16 protein-coding genes are annotated in these 16,877 nt (G+C 61.2%); 6 read left to right on the forward strand and 10 right to left on the reverse strand.

The window, feature by feature from the left end:
* Positions 1–13 precede the first annotated feature (13 nt).
* Positions 14–1,210 (forward strand): efflux RND transporter periplasmic adaptor subunit, encoded by a 1,197-nt coding sequence (locus tag HBO41_RS25550; RefSeq protein ID WP_017134698.1) that lies wholly within the window; start codon positions 14–16, stop codon positions 1,208–1,210.
* Positions 1,210–2,745 (forward strand): DHA2 family efflux MFS transporter permease subunit, encoded by a 1,536-nt coding sequence (locus tag HBO41_RS25555; protein WP_017134697.1) that lies wholly within the window; start codon positions 1,210–1,212, stop codon positions 2,743–2,745. Before HBO41_RS25550 ends, HBO41_RS25555 begins: the two co-directional genes overlap by 1 nt.
* A gap of 187 nt (positions 2,746–2,932) precedes the next feature.
* On the opposite strand, the gene lpxH is transcribed toward HBO41_RS25555, so the two are convergent.
* Positions 2,933–3,682, reverse strand: a complete 750-nt coding sequence (gene lpxH, locus HBO41_RS25560) for a UDP-2,3-diacylglucosamine diphosphatase (RefSeq protein WP_017134696.1) — start codon at positions 3,680–3,682, stop codon at positions 2,933–2,935.
* Complete coding sequence (locus tag HBO41_RS25565; RefSeq protein WP_017134695.1) at positions 3,679–4,182, reverse strand: peptidylprolyl isomerase; 504 nt, start codon at positions 4,180–4,182, stop codon at positions 3,679–3,681. Before HBO41_RS25565 ends, lpxH begins: the two co-directional genes overlap by 4 nt.
* A 249-nt stretch (positions 4,183–4,431) precedes the next feature.
* On the opposite strand from HBO41_RS25565, the gene HBO41_RS25570 reads away from it, so the two are divergent.
* The 3 genes from HBO41_RS25570 (at position 4,432) to lepB (ending at position 8,522) form a co-directional block, all read left to right on the forward strand.
* The gene (locus HBO41_RS25570) at positions 4,432–6,132 is read left to right on the forward strand and encodes a glutamine--tRNA ligase/YqeY domain fusion protein (RefSeq protein ID WP_026013499.1); all 1,701 of its coding nucleotides are present in this window, start codon (positions 4,432–4,434) and stop codon (positions 6,130–6,132) included.
* An 18-nt stretch (positions 6,133–6,150) separates the two neighbouring features.
* On the forward strand, positions 6,151–7,539 hold the full coding sequence (gene cysS / locus HBO41_RS25575; RefSeq protein ID WP_017134693.1) for a cysteine--tRNA ligase: 1,389 nt from the start codon (positions 6,151–6,153) through the stop codon (positions 7,537–7,539).
* A gap of 314 nt (positions 7,540–7,853) precedes the next feature.
* Positions 7,854–8,522 (forward strand): signal peptidase I, encoded by a 669-nt coding sequence (gene lepB, locus HBO41_RS25585; RefSeq protein ID WP_169988205.1) that lies wholly within the window; start codon positions 7,854–7,856, stop codon positions 8,520–8,522.
* Here lepB and HBO41_RS25590 read toward each other — a convergent pair whose 3' ends face one another.
* Entirely contained in the window at positions 8,523–9,110 is a 588-nt protein-coding gene (locus HBO41_RS25590) for a TetR/AcrR family transcriptional regulator (RefSeq protein ID WP_169988206.1), read from the reverse strand.
* A 24-nt stretch (positions 9,111–9,134) separates the two neighbouring features.
* Positions 9,135–9,887, reverse strand: a complete 753-nt coding sequence (locus HBO41_RS25595; RefSeq protein WP_017134690.1) for a 3-oxoacyl-ACP reductase family protein — start codon at positions 9,885–9,887, stop codon at positions 9,135–9,137.
* 162 nt (positions 9,888–10,049) lie between these two features.
* Here HBO41_RS25595 and HBO41_RS25600 point away from each other — a divergent pair, with 162 nt between their 5' ends.
* Entirely contained in the window at positions 10,050–10,508 is a 459-nt protein-coding gene (locus HBO41_RS25600) for an HIT family protein (protein ID WP_017134689.1), read from the forward strand.
* A 107-nt stretch (positions 10,509–10,615) separates the two neighbouring features.
* Here the strand turns inward: HBO41_RS25600 and HBO41_RS25605 are convergent, their stop codons facing one another.
* From HBO41_RS25605 to HBO41_RS25630, 6 genes are read right to left on the reverse strand one after another with little or no spacing between them, the layout of a single operon-like run.
* Positions 10,616–10,954, reverse strand: coding sequence for a Na+/H+ antiporter subunit G (locus HBO41_RS25605; RefSeq protein WP_017137536.1), 339 nt, complete (start codon positions 10,952–10,954; stop codon positions 10,616–10,618).
* Complete coding sequence (locus HBO41_RS25610; protein WP_017137537.1) at positions 10,951–11,229, reverse strand: K+/H+ antiporter subunit F; 279 nt, start codon at positions 11,227–11,229, stop codon at positions 10,951–10,953. The genes HBO41_RS25605 and HBO41_RS25610 overlap by 4 nt, the downstream gene beginning before the upstream one ends.
* Positions 11,226–11,714, reverse strand: coding sequence for a Na+/H+ antiporter subunit E (locus tag HBO41_RS25615; protein ID WP_017137538.1), 489 nt, complete (start codon positions 11,712–11,714; stop codon positions 11,226–11,228). The genes HBO41_RS25610 and HBO41_RS25615 overlap by 4 nt, the downstream gene beginning before the upstream one ends.
* On the reverse strand, positions 11,711–13,393 hold the full coding sequence (locus HBO41_RS25620; protein ID WP_017137539.1) for a monovalent cation/H+ antiporter subunit D: 1,683 nt from the start codon (positions 13,391–13,393) through the stop codon (positions 11,711–11,713). Before HBO41_RS25620 ends, HBO41_RS25615 begins: the two co-directional genes overlap by 4 nt.
* Positions 13,390–13,734 (reverse strand): Na+/H+ antiporter subunit C, encoded by a 345-nt coding sequence (locus HBO41_RS25625; protein WP_003192163.1) that lies wholly within the window; start codon positions 13,732–13,734, stop codon positions 13,390–13,392. Before HBO41_RS25625 ends, HBO41_RS25620 begins: the two co-directional genes overlap by 4 nt.
* Positions 13,734–16,655, reverse strand: coding sequence for a monovalent cation/H+ antiporter subunit A (locus tag HBO41_RS25630; protein ID WP_017137540.1), 2,922 nt, complete (start codon positions 16,653–16,655; stop codon positions 13,734–13,736). Before HBO41_RS25630 ends, HBO41_RS25625 begins: the two co-directional genes overlap by 1 nt.
* Positions 16,656–16,877: the final 222 nt, after the last annotated feature.

Below are 16,877 nucleotides of genomic sequence, written 5' to 3' on the forward strand. Positions count from 1 at the left end.
TGAGGTATTTGTCATGGCCACTGCCGAAAACAGCAACGCAACTGAAAAGCCCGATAACAACCCGCGCAAACGCAAAGTCATGCTGATCGGCCTGGCGCTGATCGTCATTCTTGGCGTGGTCGGCGTGTGGGGCTGGTATGAGTTCTACGGGCGCTTCAATGAAAGCACCGACGACGCCTATGTGAACGGCAACGTGGTGGAAATCACCCCGCTGGTCACCGGCACCGTGGTCAGTATCGGCGCCGACGACGGCGACCTGGTCCACGAAGGCCAGGTTCTGATCAACTTCGACCCGAATGACGCCGCCGTCGGCCTGCAAAGTGCCCAGGCCAACCTGGCCCGCACCGTGCGCCAGGTGCGTGGTTTGTACAGCAATGTCGATGGCATGAAAGCCCAGGTCAACGCACAGAAAGCTGACGTGCAAACCGCCCAGGACAACTTCAACCGCCGTAAGACGCTGGCCCAGGGCGGTGCGATCTCCCAGGAGGAACTGTCCCATGCCCGTGACAACCTGACCGCCGCCAAGAACGCCCTGACCAACCTTGAGCAGCAACTGAAAACCACCAATGCCTTGGTGGATGACACGGTGATTTCGTCCCACCCGGATGTGCAAGCCGCCGCCGCGCAACTGCGTCAGGCCTACCTGACCAACGCGCGCAGCACCTTGATCGCACCGGTCACCGGCTACGTGGCCAAGCGCACCGTGCAACTGGGCCAGCGCGTGCAACCCGGCACCGCGTTGATGGCGGTGATCCCGCTGGACCAGTTGTGGATCGACGCCAACTTCAAGGAAACCCAGCTGCGCGATATGCGCATTGGCCAGCCGGTGGACATCGAAGCGGACATCTATGGCAGTGACGTGAAATTCAGCGGCACCGTCGACAGCCTCGGCGCCGGCACCGGCAGCGCGTTTGCCCTGCTGCCTGCGCAGAATGCCACCGGCAACTGGATCAAGATCGTGCAACGGGTGCCAGTGCGCATCCACATCAACGCCGACGAGTTGGCCAAGAACCCGCTGCGGGTGGGCTTGAGCACTGTGGTCAACGTCGACCTGCACGACCAAAGCGGCCCGGTGCTGGCGCAACAGGCACCGCAAAAGGCCTCGTTCACCACCAACGTGTATGACCGCCAACTGGCCGAAGCCGATGCCATGATCACGCAGTTGATCCATGACAATAGCCTCGCCGCACCCAAGGCTGTGCAACGCTGATGAGCGCTAACGCCCCCGCGTCCTTTACGCCGCCAAGCTTGCTGATGGCCACTATTGGCCTGTCGCTGGCGACCTTTATGCAGGTGCTCGACACCACCATCGCCAACGTGGCGTTGCCGACCATTTCCGGCAACCTGGGCGTGAGTTCGGAGCAGGGCACCTGGGTGATCACCTCGTTTGCGGTGAGCAACGCCATTGCCTTGCCGCTCACCGGCTGGCTGAGCCGCCGGTTTGGCGAGGTGAAGCTGTTTTTGTGGGCGACCATCCTGTTTGTATTGGCGTCGTTCCTCTGTGGTATTTCCACCTCGATGCCCGAGCTGATTGGCTTTCGGGTGCTGCAAGGCCTGGTCGCCGGGCCGTTGTACCCGATGACCCAGACGTTACTGATCGCGGTTTACCCACCGGCCAGGCGCGGCATGGCCCTGGCGTTACTGGCGATGGTTACGGTGGTGGCGCCGATTGCCGGCCCCATCCTCGGCGGCTGGATCACCGACAGCTACAGCTGGCCGTGGATCTTCTTTATCAACGTGCCCATCGGCATCTTTGCGGTGATGGTGGTGCGTTCGCAATTGAAGAAACGCCCGGTTGTCACCAGTTACCAGCCGATGGATTACGTCGGGTTGTTGAGCCTGATCGTTGGTGTCGGCGCTTTGCAGATCATCCTCGACAAGGGCAATGACCTGGACTGGTTCGAATCCAACTTCATCATCATCGGTGCGGCGATTTCGGTGATTGCCCTGGCGGTGTTCATCATCTGGGAGCTGACCGACAAGCACCCGGTGGTCAACCTGCGGTTGTTTGCCTACCGCAACTTCCGTATCGGCACCATCGTGTTGATCCTGGGCTATGCGGGCTTCTTCGGGATCAACCTGATCCTGCCGCAATGGCTGCAAACCCAGATGGGCTACACCGCCACCTGGGCCGGCCTGGCGGTCGCGCCGATCGGTATTTTGCCGGTGCTGATGTCACCCTTTGTGGGCAAGTATGCGCACAAGTTCGATTTGCGCTTGCTGGCGGGCCTGGCGTTCCTGGCGATTGGCTTGAGCTGCTTTATGCGCGCAGGCTTTACCAATCAGGTGGATTTCACCCATATCGCTTTGGTGCAGTTGTTCATGGGGATCGGCGTGGCGTTGTTCTTTATGCCGACCTTGAGCATCCTGATGTCCGACTTGCCGCCGGCGCAAATCGCCGACGGCGCGGGTCTTGCGACCTTCCTGCGGACCCTGGGCGGTAGCTTTGCGGCATCGCTGACCACCTGGATCTGGATTCGCCGCGCCGATCAGCACCACGCGTACATGAGCGAGAACATGACCACCTACGACTCCGCCACCCGCGATGCGTTGCAGGCGCTAGGCGGAGCAGGGCACAAGGCCTATGCGCAGTTGGACCAGATCCTCACCAGCCAGGCGTACATGATGTCCACCGTGGATTACTTCACGTTGCTGGGGTGGATGTTCATGGGCTTGATGTTGCTGGTGTGGCTGGCCAAGCCGCCGTTTGGCGCGAAGGCCGGGCCGGAGGCTTCCGGTCATTGATCGGCAACGTTTGAAATGCAATCAAATGTGGGAGCTGGTTTTGTGTGGGAGCTGGCTTGCCTGCGATAGCATCAGCTCGGTGTACCTGATGTACCGAGGTGCCTGCATCGCAGGCAAGCCAGCTCCCACACAAGCCAGCTCCCACACAAGTCAAACCCCACACAAGCCAGCGTTCTGTGTCTCAGGGTTATGCGCCGGGCAACGCCAACTGTGGGTTGACGAAGTCAAACGCCGCCAGCGCAAACCCTTGCTCATCCACCTGCAAGGCCCAACCCTGCTTGTCCCAATCCCCCAGCACAATACGCTTGGCCGCCTGGTCACCAATCTGCAGTTTATGAATGGCCGGGCGGTGCGTATGGCCGTGGACCAGAGTGCGTACACCGAACTGCTGCATCACCCGTGGCACTTCCTCGGGCGTCACATCGACAATATCGTTGGTTTTCATACGCGTTTGCGCACGGCTCTCGCTGCGCAGCTTGCGCGCCAGCTTGTGGCGGGTGCGCAAGGGCAGGTGCCGCAGGATGAACAAGACAATCGGGTTACGCAGGATGCGCCGCAGCTTCATGTAGCCGATGTCGCGGGTGCAGAGGCTGTCTCCGTGCATCAACAGCACGGGCTCGCCATGTAACTGCACGACACTCGGGTCCTTGAGCAAGGTAGCGCCTGCGGCTTTGCAGAACGCTTTACCGATCAGGAAATCGCGGTTGCCATGCATGATAAAAATCGGGGTGCCGCTGTCGCTCAGCTCGCGTAAAGCCTCGCAGATGGAACGCTGGAAGGCGGTCATCCCATCGTCGCCAATCCAGGCTTCAAAGAAGTCCCCCAGAATGTACAACGCCTGGGCGCCACGGGCGCGGCCGTGGAGCAGATCCAGAAACGCCCGGGTGATATCCGGGCGCTCCTCTTCCAGATGCAAGTCTGAAATCAGCAATATCACCCAACGATCTCGGCTTTCTGGACGATCACGTCTTCTGCTGGAACGTCCTGGTGACCGGCCTTGGAGGTGGTGGACACGCCTTTGATCTTGTCGACCACGTCCTGGCCTTCGGTGACTTTACCGAATACCGCGTAGCCCCAGCCCTGCACGTTCTTGCCGCTGTGGTTGAGGAAGGCGTTGTCGGCGACGTTGATGAAGAACTGCGCGGAGGCCGAATGCGGCTCCATGGTACGGGCCATGGCGACGGTGTACTTGTCGTTGGAAAGGCCGTTGTCCGCTTCGTTCTGGATGCTTGGACGCTTGTCTTTCTTTTCTTTCATGCCTGGCTCGAAACCGCCGCCCTGGATCATGAAGTTGCCGATGACACGGTGGAAAACGGTGTTTTCGTAGTGGCCGGCGTTCACGTACTCGATGAAGTTGGCGACGGTGATCGGCGCTTTCTCGGCGTTCAGCTCGATGACGATGTCACCGTGGTTGGTGGTCAGTTTGACTTGAGTCATGTTCACTACTCTTTTCAGGGAATTCGTGGGTTTGGACGCCAAGGCGCCGCTACCGGTTTGGCTAAATGTGTGCCAAGGCGCGCAGTTTAGCGTGCCCGGCAGGAATTTCGAGGTGGTTTTTTACCGCCGGTGCATTAAATGCAGCAGTTTTCGGTGCTGCTCTGTCAGGTACTTGACAGCATCGGCTATGATATCGCCTTTGTTTTATCTGGCCCCAACCGGCCACGAACCTGTCTGTTCAAGGATCCTATGAGCAAGCCCACTGTCGACCCTACCTCGAATTCCAAGGCCGGACCTGCCGTCCCGGTCAATTTCCTGCGCCCGATCATCCAGGCGGACCTGGATTCGGGCAAGCACACGCAGATCGTCACCCGCTTCCCGCCAGAGCCCAACGGCTACCTGCACATCGGTCACGCCAAGTCGATCTGTGTGAACTTCGGCCTGGCCCAGGAGTTCGGTGGCGTCACGCACCTGCGTTTCGACGACACCAACCCGGCCAAGGAAGACCAGGAATACATCGACGCCATCGAAAGCGACATCAAGTGGCTGGGCTTCGAATGGTCCGGTGAAGTGCGCTATGCGTCCAAGTATTTCGACCAGTTGTTCGACTGGGCCGTCGAGCTGATCAAGGCCGGCAAGGCCTACGTCGACGACCTGACCCCGGAGCAGGCCAAGGAATACCGTGGCACGCTGACCGAGCCGGGCAAGAACAGCCCGTTCCGTGACCGTTCGGTAGAAGAGAACCTCGACTGGTTCAACCGCATGCGCGCCGGTGAGTTCCCGGACGGCGCCCGCGTGCTGCGCGCCAAGATCGACATGGCCTCGCCGAACATGAACCTGCGCGACCCGATCATGTACCGCATCCGCCACGCCCATCACCACCAGACCGGTGACAAGTGGTGCATCTACCCGAACTATGACTTCACCCACGGTCAGTCGGACGCCATCGAAGGCATCACCCACTCCATCTGCACCCTGGAGTTCGAAAGCCATCGCCCGCTGTATGAGTGGTTCCTCGACAGCCTGCCGGTTCCGGCGCACCCGCGTCAGTACGAGTTCAGCCGCCTGAACCTGAACTACACCATCACCAGCAAGCGCAAGCTCAAGCAGTTGGTGGACGAAAAGCACGTGCATGGCTGGGATGACCCGCGCATGTCCACCCTGTCGGGTTTCCGCCGTCGCGGCTACACCCCGGCGTCGATCCGCAGCTTCTGCGACATGGTCGGCACCAACCGCTCCGACGGCGTGGTCGATTACGGCATGCTCGAGTTCAGCATCCGTCAGGACCTGGACGCCAACGCGCCGCGTGCCATGTGCGTATTGCGCCCGTTGAAAGTCGTGATCACCAACTATCCGGAAGACAAGGTCGACCACCTCGAACTGCCGCGTCACCCGCAGAAAGAAGAACTTGGCGTGCGCAAGCTGCCGTTCGCGCGTGAAATCTACATCGACCGTGATGACTTCATGGAAGAGCCGCCGAAAGGCTACAAGCGCCTGGAGCCTAACGGCGAAGTGCGCCTGCGCGGCAGCTACGTGATCCGTGCCGATGAAGCGATCAAGGACGCCGATGGCAACATCGTCGAACTGCGATGCTCCTACGACCCGGAAACCCTGGGCAAGAACCCTGAAGGCCGCAAGGTCAAAGGCGTCGTTCACTGGGTGCCGGCTGCTGCCAGCATCGAGTGCGAAGTGCGCCTGTACGATCGTCTGTTCCGTTCGCCGAACCCTGAGAAGGCTGAAGACAGCGCCAGCTTCCTGGACAACATCAACCCTGACTCCCTGCAAGTTCTCACGGGTTGTCGTGCCGAGCCATCGCTTGGCGACGCACAGCCGGAAGACCGTTTCCAGTTCGAGCGCGAAGGTTACTTCTGCGCGGATATCAAGGACTCCAAACCTGGTCATCCGGTCTTCAACCGTACCGTGACCTTGCGTGATTCGTGGGGCCAGTGATTCTCTAAGGAAGCCGTTGTGCTAACGATCTACAACACACTCAGCAAGACCAAAGAAGTCTTCAAGCCGCTGGACGGCAACAAGGTGCGCATGTACGTGTGCGGCATGACCGTGTACGACTACTGCCACATCGGCCACGGCCGCAGCATGGTTGCCTTCGACCTGGTGACCCGTTGGTTGCGTTTCAGCGGCTATGACTTGACCTATGTGCGCAACATCACCGACATCGAAGACAAGATCATCAACCGGGCGCGCGAGAACGGCGAACCGTTCGATGTGCTGACCGAGCGCATGATCACCGCGATGCACGAGGATGAAGCGCGTCTGAACATCCTCAAACCGGACATGGAGCCGCGCGCCACGGATCACATTCCGGGCATGTTGAGCATGATCCAGACCCTGATCGACAAGGGTTACGCCTACGCCCCAGGCAATGGCGACGTGTACTACCGCGTCGCGAAGTTCATGGGCTACGGCAAGCTGTCGCGCAAGAAAATCGAAGACCTGCGCATCGGCGCACGTATCGAAGTCGACGAAGCCAAGCAGGATCCACTGGACTTCGTGCTGTGGAAAGGCACCAAGCCCGGCGAGCCGAGCTGGGAGTCGCCATGGGGCGCTGGCCGTCCGGGCTGGCACATCGAATGCTCGGTGATGTCCACCTGCTGCCTGGGCGAGACCTTCGATATTCATGGCGGCGGCAGCGACCTTGAGTTCCCGCACCACGAAAACGAAATCGCCCAAAGCGAAGCCGCCACCGGCAAGACCTACGCCAACGCCTGGATGCATTGCGGCATGATCCGCATCAATGGCGAGAAGATGTCCAAGTCCTTGAACAACTTCTTCACCATCCGCGATGTGCTGGAAAAGTACCACCCGGAAGTGGTGCGCTACCTGCTGGTGTCGAGCCACTACCGCAGCGCCATCAACTACTCGGAAGACAACCTCAAGGACGCCAAAGGCGCCCTGGAGCGTTTCTACCATGCGTTGAAAGGCCTGCCTGCCGTGGCGCCGGCCGGCGGCGAAGCCTTCGTGGCACGCTTTACCGAGGTCATGAACGACGACTTCGGCACGCCGGAAGCCTGCGCGGTGCTGTTCGAGATGGTGCGTGAGATCAACCGTCTGCGTGAGAGTGATCTTGATGCAGCCGCTGGTCTTGCTGCGCGCTTGAAAGAGCTGGCCAGCGTGTTGGGTGTACTGCAGATGGAAGCCGATGACTTCCTGCAAGCCGGCGCCGAAGGGCGTGTAGATGCCGCTGAAGTAGACGCGTTGATTCAAGCGCGCCTGGCTGCCCGTGCAGGCAAAGACTGGGCGGAGTCCGACCGTATCCGTGACCAACTGACCGCGATGGGTGTGGTGTTGGAAGACGGGAAGGGCGGCACGACGTGGCGGTTGGCTGATCAGGCTTGATCGGTAAATCCTGAATAAAAAACGCCCCGACTGGTTCGGGGCGTTTTTTATTGTGCAAGCGTGGCTCGTTCCCACGCTCTGCGTGGGAACGCCGCCCTGGACGCTCTGCGTCCTGCTTTTGGCAAACACCTCAAGCCCTGTGCAAGGTGACGCGGAGCGTCAAGGGATGCATTCCCACGCAGAGCGTGGGGACGATCAATGTGGGCTGTAACGCTAATGTTAATTTAATCCTCCGGTGTAATAAGCGAGTATTGCCAAATGTTACCCTGGGTTTTCCGGCGGCTGTCTGCGCCGCTTTTTTAGTGCGAGGCTGTATGCGAAGTTGGTTGAGCCGCTACCGTTACGTCATCCTTTTCTGGCTGTGCTTCGGCGTGTTCCGCACCTCCCTGGCCGACTGGAACCCCATCCCATCCGGGTCGATGCGCCCGACGTTGCTTGAGGGCGATGTGGTGCTGGTCAACCGCGTGGCGTATGACCTCAAGTTGCCGCTTACGGATATATCCCTGGCCAAGCTGGATGACCCTAAGCGCGGCGATGTGGTGACTTTCTCGTCACCCAAGGACGGCATGCGCTTGATCAAACGCATCGTCGGCATTCCCGGCGATACCCTGGAAATGAAAGATGAAGTGCTGTGGGTTAACGGCACGCCGGCTACCTACAGTGATGGCCAGGACATCAGCGAACCGATCGTGCCAGGCCAGACAGTGCCGGGTATCAAGCTGATCGAGCATGCGAGCAACAGTCAGCGCAGCATTCAGTTCATGCCCACGGTTCGGGCATTGCGAACTTTCGGCCCGGTCACTGTGCCGGCCGACAGTTATTTCATGCTGGGTGACAACCGCGACAACAGCGATGACTCGCGCTACATCGGCTTTGTGCCACGCCGCTTGTTGATTGGGCACGCGCATCATGTGCTGGCGTCAGCTCAGATACTCGATCATTGGATGCCGCGCTTGAACCGGTTTGGCGCGCCAATCCTCTAATTACGCATTGGCGCCCAGTGCGCGAATTGCGAACCCCGCGATGTTGGCCAATTGCTCGACGGTAGCGCCGCCCTTGCCGGCGACCTTCATGCCGCTGAGGGTGGCCATCAGGAAATCGCAGGCGCCCGGCAGATCGATGCCCGGCGCAAGCTCGCCCTGTTCCTGCGCGCGCCCCAAGGTTTGTTCGAATGCACTGCGCAAACGCCCGGCGCTGTGGGCGGTGAGCTGATTGATTTGCTCATCCTCCTGGCCGAATTCGCAGATCGCATTGACGCCCATGCACCCGGCCGTGCCTTCGCGAAGGGCGCGGGTGGCGAAGGAGTTCAGGGTGTCGTGCAGGCCTTGCAGCGGTGTCGGGCCTTGGCCCAGACGCTCGATCAGGTCGTCGACGCCCGTGCGCTGATACTCGGCCATGGCCTGCAGGTACAACTGGCGTTTGTCGCCAAAGGTGTTGTACATGCTCTGGCGGCTCAGCCCCATGGCCTGCATCAGTTCTTCGGTTGAGGCGGCGGCAAAACCCTTGTCGCAAAATACGCGGATGGCGTGTTGCAGCACCTGGTCGCGGTCGAAGGCTCGGGGTCTTGCCATGGGGTACCTCTGGAAAGTGAAGGGTCAGGCCAGGTAGCCACCGTCGATGCTCAGGCTGGCGCCGGTCACAAAGGCAGCTTCTTCAGACGCGAGGTAGGCGACCATGCCGGCGATTTCGTCAGCCGTGCCTGTACGGCCCAAGGGCACCAGGCTTTTGATCAGGTCGGCATGCGGCGCGTCTGCCGGGTTCATGTCAGTGCTGGTCGGGCCGGGCTGGACGTTATTGACGGTGATGCCGCGCGGGGCAAAATCAATCGCCAGGCCGCGGATCATACCGGCGATCGCCGCCTTCGTCATGCTATAGACGCTGGAGCCCGGAAAGGCTGAGCGCTGCGCTACGACGCTGCCCACGCTGATGATCCTGTCACCACTGCGCATCACTGCTGACGCGGCTTTCGCGGCGGCGAATGTCGCGCGTACATTCACGGCGAACATGCGGTCGAAGTCTTCCAGGCTGAATTCGTCCACGCTGCCGAGCTGCAAGATCCCGGCATTGTTAACCAGGATATTCAGCGTGCCGAAATGCGCAACGGTAGTGGTCACGGCTCGGGCAATCGCCACCACATCGGCGCTGTCCGCCTGAATGGCCAGGGCTGTGCCGCCTTGGCTTTGAATCTGGCCGACCAGTGCCTGCGCCTTGTCAGCCGACGCGGAATAGGTGAAGGCCACTGCCGCGCCTTCAGCCGCCAGGCGCCGTACGATGGCTTCGCCGATGCCACGGGAGCCGCCGGTTACCAGGGCGACTTTGTCAGTAAAACGTGCGAGATGAGCGGTCATGGGTGTGCCTGTTTTTAGTGGATTAATAAATCCACTAAACCGTATCAGGCCAATTCCAATGCGCCAAGCTATTTATGGATTATTTAATCTTTAACTGGGGCGCGACATTTTTGCCTTACCTTTGGAGGCTCGGCTCGCACACTGAAACTGACGGTGATTTGAATGGATTGTATTTTCTGCAGCATTGTCCGCAAGACGTCCCCGGCCCATATCCTCTGGGAAGACGACCAGCATATGGCGTTCCTGTCGATCTTCCCCAATACGCCTGGTTTCAGCGTGGTGATCCCCAAACAGCATTACGGCAGCTACGCGTTCGCGCAGTCGGATGCGGTGTTGTCCGCGTTGATTGTGGCGACCAAGAAAACCGCACTGCTGATTGATCGGGCGTTTCCCGACGTGGCGCGCACGGGGATGATGCTCGAAGGCTACGGCGTGGACCATCTGCATGCGAAGCTGTTTCCCATGCACGGCACGGGGCAGGACAGCGCGTTCAAGCCCATCAGCTCCAAAGTCGACAAGTTTTTTGCGGCGTATGAGGGTTACATCTCATCCCACGATTTTGTGCGGGCCGATGATGGGGAACTGGCAGCGTTGGCGACGCACATCCGCTCGTTCGCCTGACGCAAAAACCAATGTGGGAGCTGGCTTGCCTGCGATGGGGGCCTATCAGTCACAGCAACATTGACTGATACACCGCTATCGCAGGCAAGCCAGCTCCCACAGATCAATCAGCGGCGGCTGCTGACCTCGGCAGGCACATCATCACCGGCCATGCGCTTGCGAAACAGCGCCGTGCGCGCCAACAGCAGTGTGGTAACAGGCACCGTGATCGCCAACAAAATCGGAATCAACCAACCGTGCAGCACCGGCCCGGACTTGAGCACCGAAAAGTAGATAATCGACGCCAGCGCCACGCACCACGCGCCCAGTGTGGAGGCCAGTGCCGGTGGGTGCATGCGCTGGAAGAAGTCCTTCATGCGCAACAACCCGATCGCGCCAATCAGCGCAAACAGGCTGCTGAGCACCAGCAACACGGCCACGATCACTTCAACCCATAACGGCATCATTCAATCACCTCGCCACGCAGCAGGAATTTCGCCAGGGCGAACGACCCGACAAAGCCAAACAGCGCAATCAGCAGCGCCGCTTCAAAGTAGGTGTCACTGGCATAACGAATGCCGAGCACCAGCATCATCAGCATCGCCAGGATGTACAGGTAGTCCAGCGCCAGAACCCGGTCTTGCGCGGACGGGCCTTTGAACAGGCGCACCAGCGTCAGCACCATCGCCAGCGAGAACAGGAACAGGCTGACCAGGATTGCATTGGAGAGCAGGGGGCTCATTCGAAGATCTCCATCAGGGGCCGCTCGTAGGCGCGTTTGAAGTGCTCGATAAACGGTGCTTCATCGTCCAGGTCGAACACGTGCAGCAGCAGGATGCTGCGGTCCAGGGCCAGTTCCGACCACACTGTGCCAGGCGTCACGCTGGTGATCATCGACAGTACGGCCAGGCCGTTGGGGTCACGCAGGTCGAGCGGGATTTTGATAAAACGTGAACGCGGCGGGCGGGATCCGCACGTCAGTACGCCCCAGGCCACTTGCAGGTTGGACACGATCACGTCGCGACCCACCACGAAGAACAAGCGAATGATGATGCCGGGGCGGCGAATGCGCACCGGCAGCGGGCGCAGCGGCGCCATCAGCAGCGGCGCGAGAAAGCCCAGCACCGCGCCCAGCAACAGGTTGCCGGGGCTGACCGACAGGTTCAACACCAGCCACAGCACCCACAATGCCAGCGATAGCCACGGGGCAGGGAACAGGCGCTTCATGGCTGCACCTCCAGGGCGGCGGCTCTGGATTCAGGGCTCAGCACCGGGCGCGTGGCCATCACCGCCATCACGTAATGCTCCGGGTTATTCAGGCTCTCGGCCGTGGCCTGGGTGTAGCGCATCAGCGGTTCGGCCTTGAAGGTCAGGAGAATGCTCAGGCCGAGCAGGAAGAAGATCGGCACACACTCGTAGCGGCGCAGCAGCGGCGATGGGCGCTCCTCCGGTGTCCAGAAGCGCTGGATGCCAAGGCGGGCGAAGGCGATCAGCGAAGCCAGGCCCGACAAGATCAACAGCGCCACTAAACCCCAGGCTGCCGGGCGGATCGGCTCATCCACCGCGTTACCCAGGCCCATTGGGTTGACCAGCGCGCTCAACAGGCTGAGCTTGCCAATAAACCCGGACAACGGCGGCATGCCAATAATCAGCAGTGCGCAGGCGATAAAGCTCAAGCCCAGGAAGGCCATGGTCCAGGGGATCACCTGGCCGACCACGGCTTTCTGCTCGTCATCCAGGTTGACGCCGGGACGTGGGTGCAACGACTCCATGGCTTTGGGCAGCGCGTCGATTTCTTCATCCAGCGGCAGATCATTGGCCGAGCGCGAACGCTCGATCAGCTCGGCCAGCAGGAACAGCGCGCTCAGCGCCAGGGTCGAGCTGACCAGATAGAACAGCGCCCCGGCGGTCAGGCTTGGCTGGGCAAAGCCCACCGACGACAGCAGGATCCCGGCCGACACCAGGATGCTCAGGCTGGCCATCCGCTCCAGGCGCTGCGCAGCCACCATGGCCAGCGCCGCGCAGACGATGGTCGCCATGCCGCCGTACACCAGCCAGTCGCCGCCAAACAGCGCCGATGCACCGGCTTGCCCGGAGAACAGCAAGGTCCACAGACGCAGCACGGTGTACACGCCGACCTTGGTCATGATCGCAAACATCGCCGCCACCGGTGCGCTGGCCGAGGAGTAGGCGGGTGCCAGCCAGAAGTTCAGTGGCCACATGCCGGCCTTGGCCAGGAATGCAGTGGCGAGGATCGCCGCGCCAGCATGCAACAGGCCGCGATCGGCTTGCGGTACCAGCGGGATTTTCAGCGCCAGGTCAGCAAAGTTCAGCGTGCCGGTGACCCCGTAGATCATCGCCGCGCCAATCAGGAACAGCGACGACGCCAACAGGTTGATCGCAATGTAATGCAGCCCCGACGACACCCGCGCGCGGCCGGAGCCGTGCAGCATCAAGCCATAGGACGCCGCCAGCAGCACCTCGAAGAACACGAACAGGTTGAACAGGTCCGCCGTCAGGAATGCACCGTACAAACCCATCAGCTGGATCTGGAACAGCGCGTGGAAACTGGTGCCGGCGCGATCCCAACGGGCCATGGCGAACAGCAGCGCGCTCACACCGATAATGCCGGTGAGCACCAGCATCATCGCCGACAGTTGGTCCACCACCAGCACAATGCCGAAGGGCACCTGCCAGTTGCCCGGCAGGTACACGCCAATCGAACCGGGGCCGCCTTGTTGCGTCCAGTACAGCAGCAGGATGGCGACACCCAGGCCGATGATGCTGGAGAACAGGTTGATCCTGGCTTTCAACGGGCGGCGTTTTTCGCCGAGCATCAGCATCAGCGCGGCGGTCAGCAACGGCAGCAGGATCGGCGCGACGATCATTTGATTCATCCACGTCATTCCTTTGGCTCCCGACCGTCCACATGGTCAGTGCCGGTCAGCCCACGGGAGGCCAGCAGCACCACCAGAAACAAGGCCGTCATGGCGAAGCTGATCACGATGGCCGTGAGTACCAGGGCCTGGGGCAGCGGATCGGTGTAGTTGAGCAGGTCTTGCGGCACGCCGTCCTTGATGATCGGCTCTTTACCGATAAACAGGCTGCCCATGCTGAAGATGAACAGGTTGACCCCATACGACAGCAGGCACAGGCCCATGACGACCTGGAACGTTCGTGGGCGCAGGATCAACCAGACGCCGGAGGCCGCCAGCACTCCAATGGCAATTGCGATGACTTCTTCCATCAGGCGGCTCCTTCGGTTGCGGCAACGGCCTTGGGCTGGTTGCTCGGTTTATGCGCTCGCACCGACTGGTGACCGAGGGCGGTGAGCATCAACAGCGTGGAGCCGACGACCATGGCGTACACGCCAACGTCGAAGAACAACGCGCTGGCAATGTGGATATCGCCCAGCAGCGGCAGGCTGAAGTGCCAGGTGTGGGTGGTGAGGAACGGGTAACCGACGAACAGCGCGCCGAGCCCGGTCAAGGTGGCCGAAAGCAGGCCGAAGCCCATCCAGCGCATCGGCCTCAGGCTCATCTGCGCTTCGACCCATTGGGTGCCGGCGACCATGTATTGCAGGATAAACGCCACCGACATCACCAACCCTGCGACGAAACCGCCGCCCGGCTGGTTGTGGCCGCGCATGAACAGGTAGAACGACACCACCAGCGCAATCGGCAGCAGCAGGCGCACCAGTACCGCCGGCACCATCATAAAGCCCAGGGCGGTATCGCTGGCCTGGCGCGGGTTGACCAGGTCGGTGGCCACGTCCGGCGCCAATTGGCGCTGTTGTGGCGGCAACTCCATGCTTTCCTTGGACGGGCGGAAGCGGCGCAGCAGGGCGTAGACGGTCAGCGCCACGGCGCCGAGCACGGTGATTTCGCCCAAGGTATCAAAGCCGCGGAAGTCCACCAGCATCACGTTCACCACATTGCTGCCGCCGCCTTCGGGCAGCGCGCGGCTCAGGTAAAACGAGGAGATATCGTTGGGCGTCTGGCGGGTCAGCATTGCGTAGGAGAGCAGCGCCATGCCGCCACCGACCACGGTGGACAACAGGAAGTCGCGCAGGCGACGGATGCGCGCCTTGCGCAACGAGCTCGGCAGTGGCGAGACTTCTTCGATCCGTCGTGGCAACCAACGCAGGCCCAGCAAAATCAGCACGGTGGTGACCACTTCGACCACCAGTTGCGTCAGGGCCAGGTCCGGCGCCGAGAACCACACGAAGGTCACGCAGGTGACCATGCCGCACACACTGACCATGGTCAGGGCTGCCAGCCGGTGGTACTTGGCTTGCCAGGCGGCGCCCAGCGCACAGGCGATGGCCAGCAACCACAGGGTCACGAACACGATGGAGCCGGGGATCTTCGGCCGGTCGCCCCAACTGAGGCCGCTGTTGAGCATCGGGATCAACCCGGCAACCACCGCCGCCAGCACCAGCAGGAACAATTGGGTTTGCAGGCGTTTGGTGCTGATGCGTTTTTCGATACGGCGCACGCCGCGCATCATCACCACCAGGCTGCGCTCGAACATGCGCTTGCCGTTGAAGTAACTGATGATCGGCGGGTATTTGAAACGGCCACGTTTGAGCTGTTTGCGCAGCAGCAGGTACAGCACGATGCCGCCGGACATGGCCACCAGGCTCATGATCATCGGCGCGTTCCAGCCGTGCCAGATGGCCAGGCTGTATTCGGGCAGTACCCCGCCGACCACCGGCAGTGCAGCGGCGGCGAGGATCGAACCGACCACCTGGGCCGGGAAGATGCCCACCAGCAGGCAGGTAAACACCAGCAGCTCCACCGGCGCGCGCATCCAGCGCGGTGGCTCGTGGGGTGTGTGGGGCAGGTCGGTCGCGGGCGGGCCGAAGAACACGTCGACGGTAAAGCGCAGGGCATAGGCCACGCTGAACGTACCGGCGATGGTCGCGATCACCGGCAGGGCGATTTCTACCCACTTTGTCGCCGAGATAAATACCGTTTCGGCGAAGAACATCTCTTTGGACAGGAAACCATTGAGCAACGGCACGCCGGCCATGGACGCACTGGCCACCATCGCCAGGGTCGCAGTAAACGGGATCAGCCGCACCAGGCCACTGAGCTTGCGGATATCCCGCGTGCCGCTTTCGTGGTCGATGATGCCGGCGGCCATGAACAGCGAGGCCTTGAAAGTGGCGTGGTTGAGGATATGGAACACCGCAGCGACGGCGGCCAGCGGGCTGTTGAGGCCCAGCAGCAAGGTGATCAGCCCGAGGTGGCTGATGGTGGAATAGGCCAGCAGGCCCTTGAGATCATTCTGAAACATGGCGCAGTAAGCGCCGAGGAGGAGGGTGAGTGCGCCGGCACCGCCGACGATCCAGAACCATTCTTCGCTGCCGGACAGCGACGGCCACAGGCGGGCCAGCAGGAACACGCCGGCCTTCACCATCGTCGCCGAGTGCAGGTAGGCCGAAACCGGCGTGGGTGCCGCCATGGCGTGGGGCAGCCAGAAGTGGAAAGGGAACTGCGCGCTCTTGCTCAAGGCGCCGATCAGCACCAACGCGAGCATCACCGGGTACAGCGAATGCGCGCGAATCTGATCGCCCGCCGCCAGCACCAGGTCCAGGTCATAGCTGCCGACGATATGCCCCAGCAGCATCACACCCGCCAGCAGGCACAAGCCGCCGGCGCCGGTGACCATCAGCGCCATATAGGCGCCGCGCCTGGCATCGGCGCGGTGGTGCCAATAGCCGATCAGCAGGAACGAGAACAGGCTGGTCAGTTCCCAGAAGAACACGATCTGGATCAGGTTGCCGGAGATCACCAGCCCGAGCATGGCGCCCATAAACGCCAGGAAAAACGCAAAGAAGCGCGGCACCGGGTCATCCGGCGACATGTAATAGCGCGCATACAGCGCCACCAGTGTGCCGATGCCCAGCACCAGCATCGAGAACAACCAGGCAAACCCGTCCATGCGCAGCACGAAGTTGAGCCCGAGGCTGGGCAACCACATGAATTCTTCGCGGATCACGCCACCGTGGGCGATCTGAGGGTAGAGCAAAGCGACTTGAATGGTGCCGACCAGGGCCACAAGGCCGGCCAACAGGGATTCGGTGTTACGTGCATTATGCGGCAGCAAGGCCGCCAGACAGCTGCCGATAAAAGGCAGAAGCAGTAGAACTATCAGGGACATAGGCTTCTAATCTGCGGGAGTTTGGGATGCATCATACGTGCCGCTTTCTCGATCACCAAACGGCAAGATGTGGCAGGATCCTACAAGGTAGGCCGAAACCTCCCGTTTGGCATTGTTTCGGGCCTGATCATTCCCACGCTCTGCGTGGGAATGCCGCCCTGGACGCTCCGCGTCCCAACTGCTTATGCAGCCGTGAGCCTTGCGCAAGGGTGACGCGGAGCG

This window comes from Pseudomonas sp. WS 5146 (genome assembly GCF_012985495.1).
Taxonomy (GTDB): domain Bacteria; phylum Pseudomonadota; class Gammaproteobacteria; order Pseudomonadales; family Pseudomonadaceae; genus Aquipseudomonas; species Aquipseudomonas edaphica.

Coding starts and splice junctions, on each gene's coding strand:
- lepB (WP_169988205.1), top strand. CDS start 7,854: ATGCGAAGTTGGTTGAGCCGCTACCGTTACGTCATCCTTTTCTGGCTG.
- HBO41_RS25555 (WP_017134697.1), top strand. CDS start 1,210: ATGAGCGCTAACGCCCCCGCGTCCTTTACGCCGCCAAGCTTGCTGATG.
- HBO41_RS25620 (WP_017137539.1), bottom strand. CDS start 13,393: ATGACGTGGATGAATCAAATGATCGTCGCGCCGATCCTGCTGCCGTTG.
- HBO41_RS25565 (WP_017134695.1), bottom strand. CDS start 4,182: ATGACTCAAGTCAAACTGACCACCAACCACGGTGACATCGTCATCGAG.
- HBO41_RS25595 (WP_017134690.1), bottom strand. CDS start 9,887: ATGACCGCTCATCTCGCACGTTTTACTGACAAAGTCGCCCTGGTAACC.
- HBO41_RS25600 (WP_017134689.1), top strand. CDS start 10,050: ATGGATTGTATTTTCTGCAGCATTGTCCGCAAGACGTCCCCGGCCCAT.
- HBO41_RS25550 (WP_017134698.1), top strand. CDS start 14: ATGGCCACTGCCGAAAACAGCAACGCAACTGAAAAGCCCGATAACAAC.
- HBO41_RS25630 (WP_017137540.1), bottom strand. CDS start 16,655: ATGTCCCTGATAGTTCTACTGCTTCTGCCTTTTATCGGCAGCTGTCTG.
- HBO41_RS25615 (WP_017137538.1), bottom strand. CDS start 11,714: ATGAAGCGCCTGTTCCCTGCCCCGTGGCTATCGCTGGCATTGTGGGTG.
- HBO41_RS25590 (WP_169988206.1), bottom strand. CDS start 9,110: ATGGCAAGACCCCGAGCCTTCGACCGCGACCAGGTGCTGCAACACGCC.
- HBO41_RS25570 (WP_026013499.1), top strand. CDS start 4,432: ATGAGCAAGCCCACTGTCGACCCTACCTCGAATTCCAAGGCCGGACCT.
- HBO41_RS25610 (WP_017137537.1), bottom strand. CDS start 11,229: ATGAGCCCCCTGCTCTCCAATGCAATCCTGGTCAGCCTGTTCCTGTTC.
- HBO41_RS25625 (WP_003192163.1), bottom strand. CDS start 13,734: ATGGAAGAAGTCATCGCAATTGCCATTGGAGTGCTGGCGGCCTCCGGC.
- HBO41_RS25605 (WP_017137536.1), bottom strand. CDS start 10,954: ATGATGCCGTTATGGGTTGAAGTGATCGTGGCCGTGTTGCTGGTGCTC.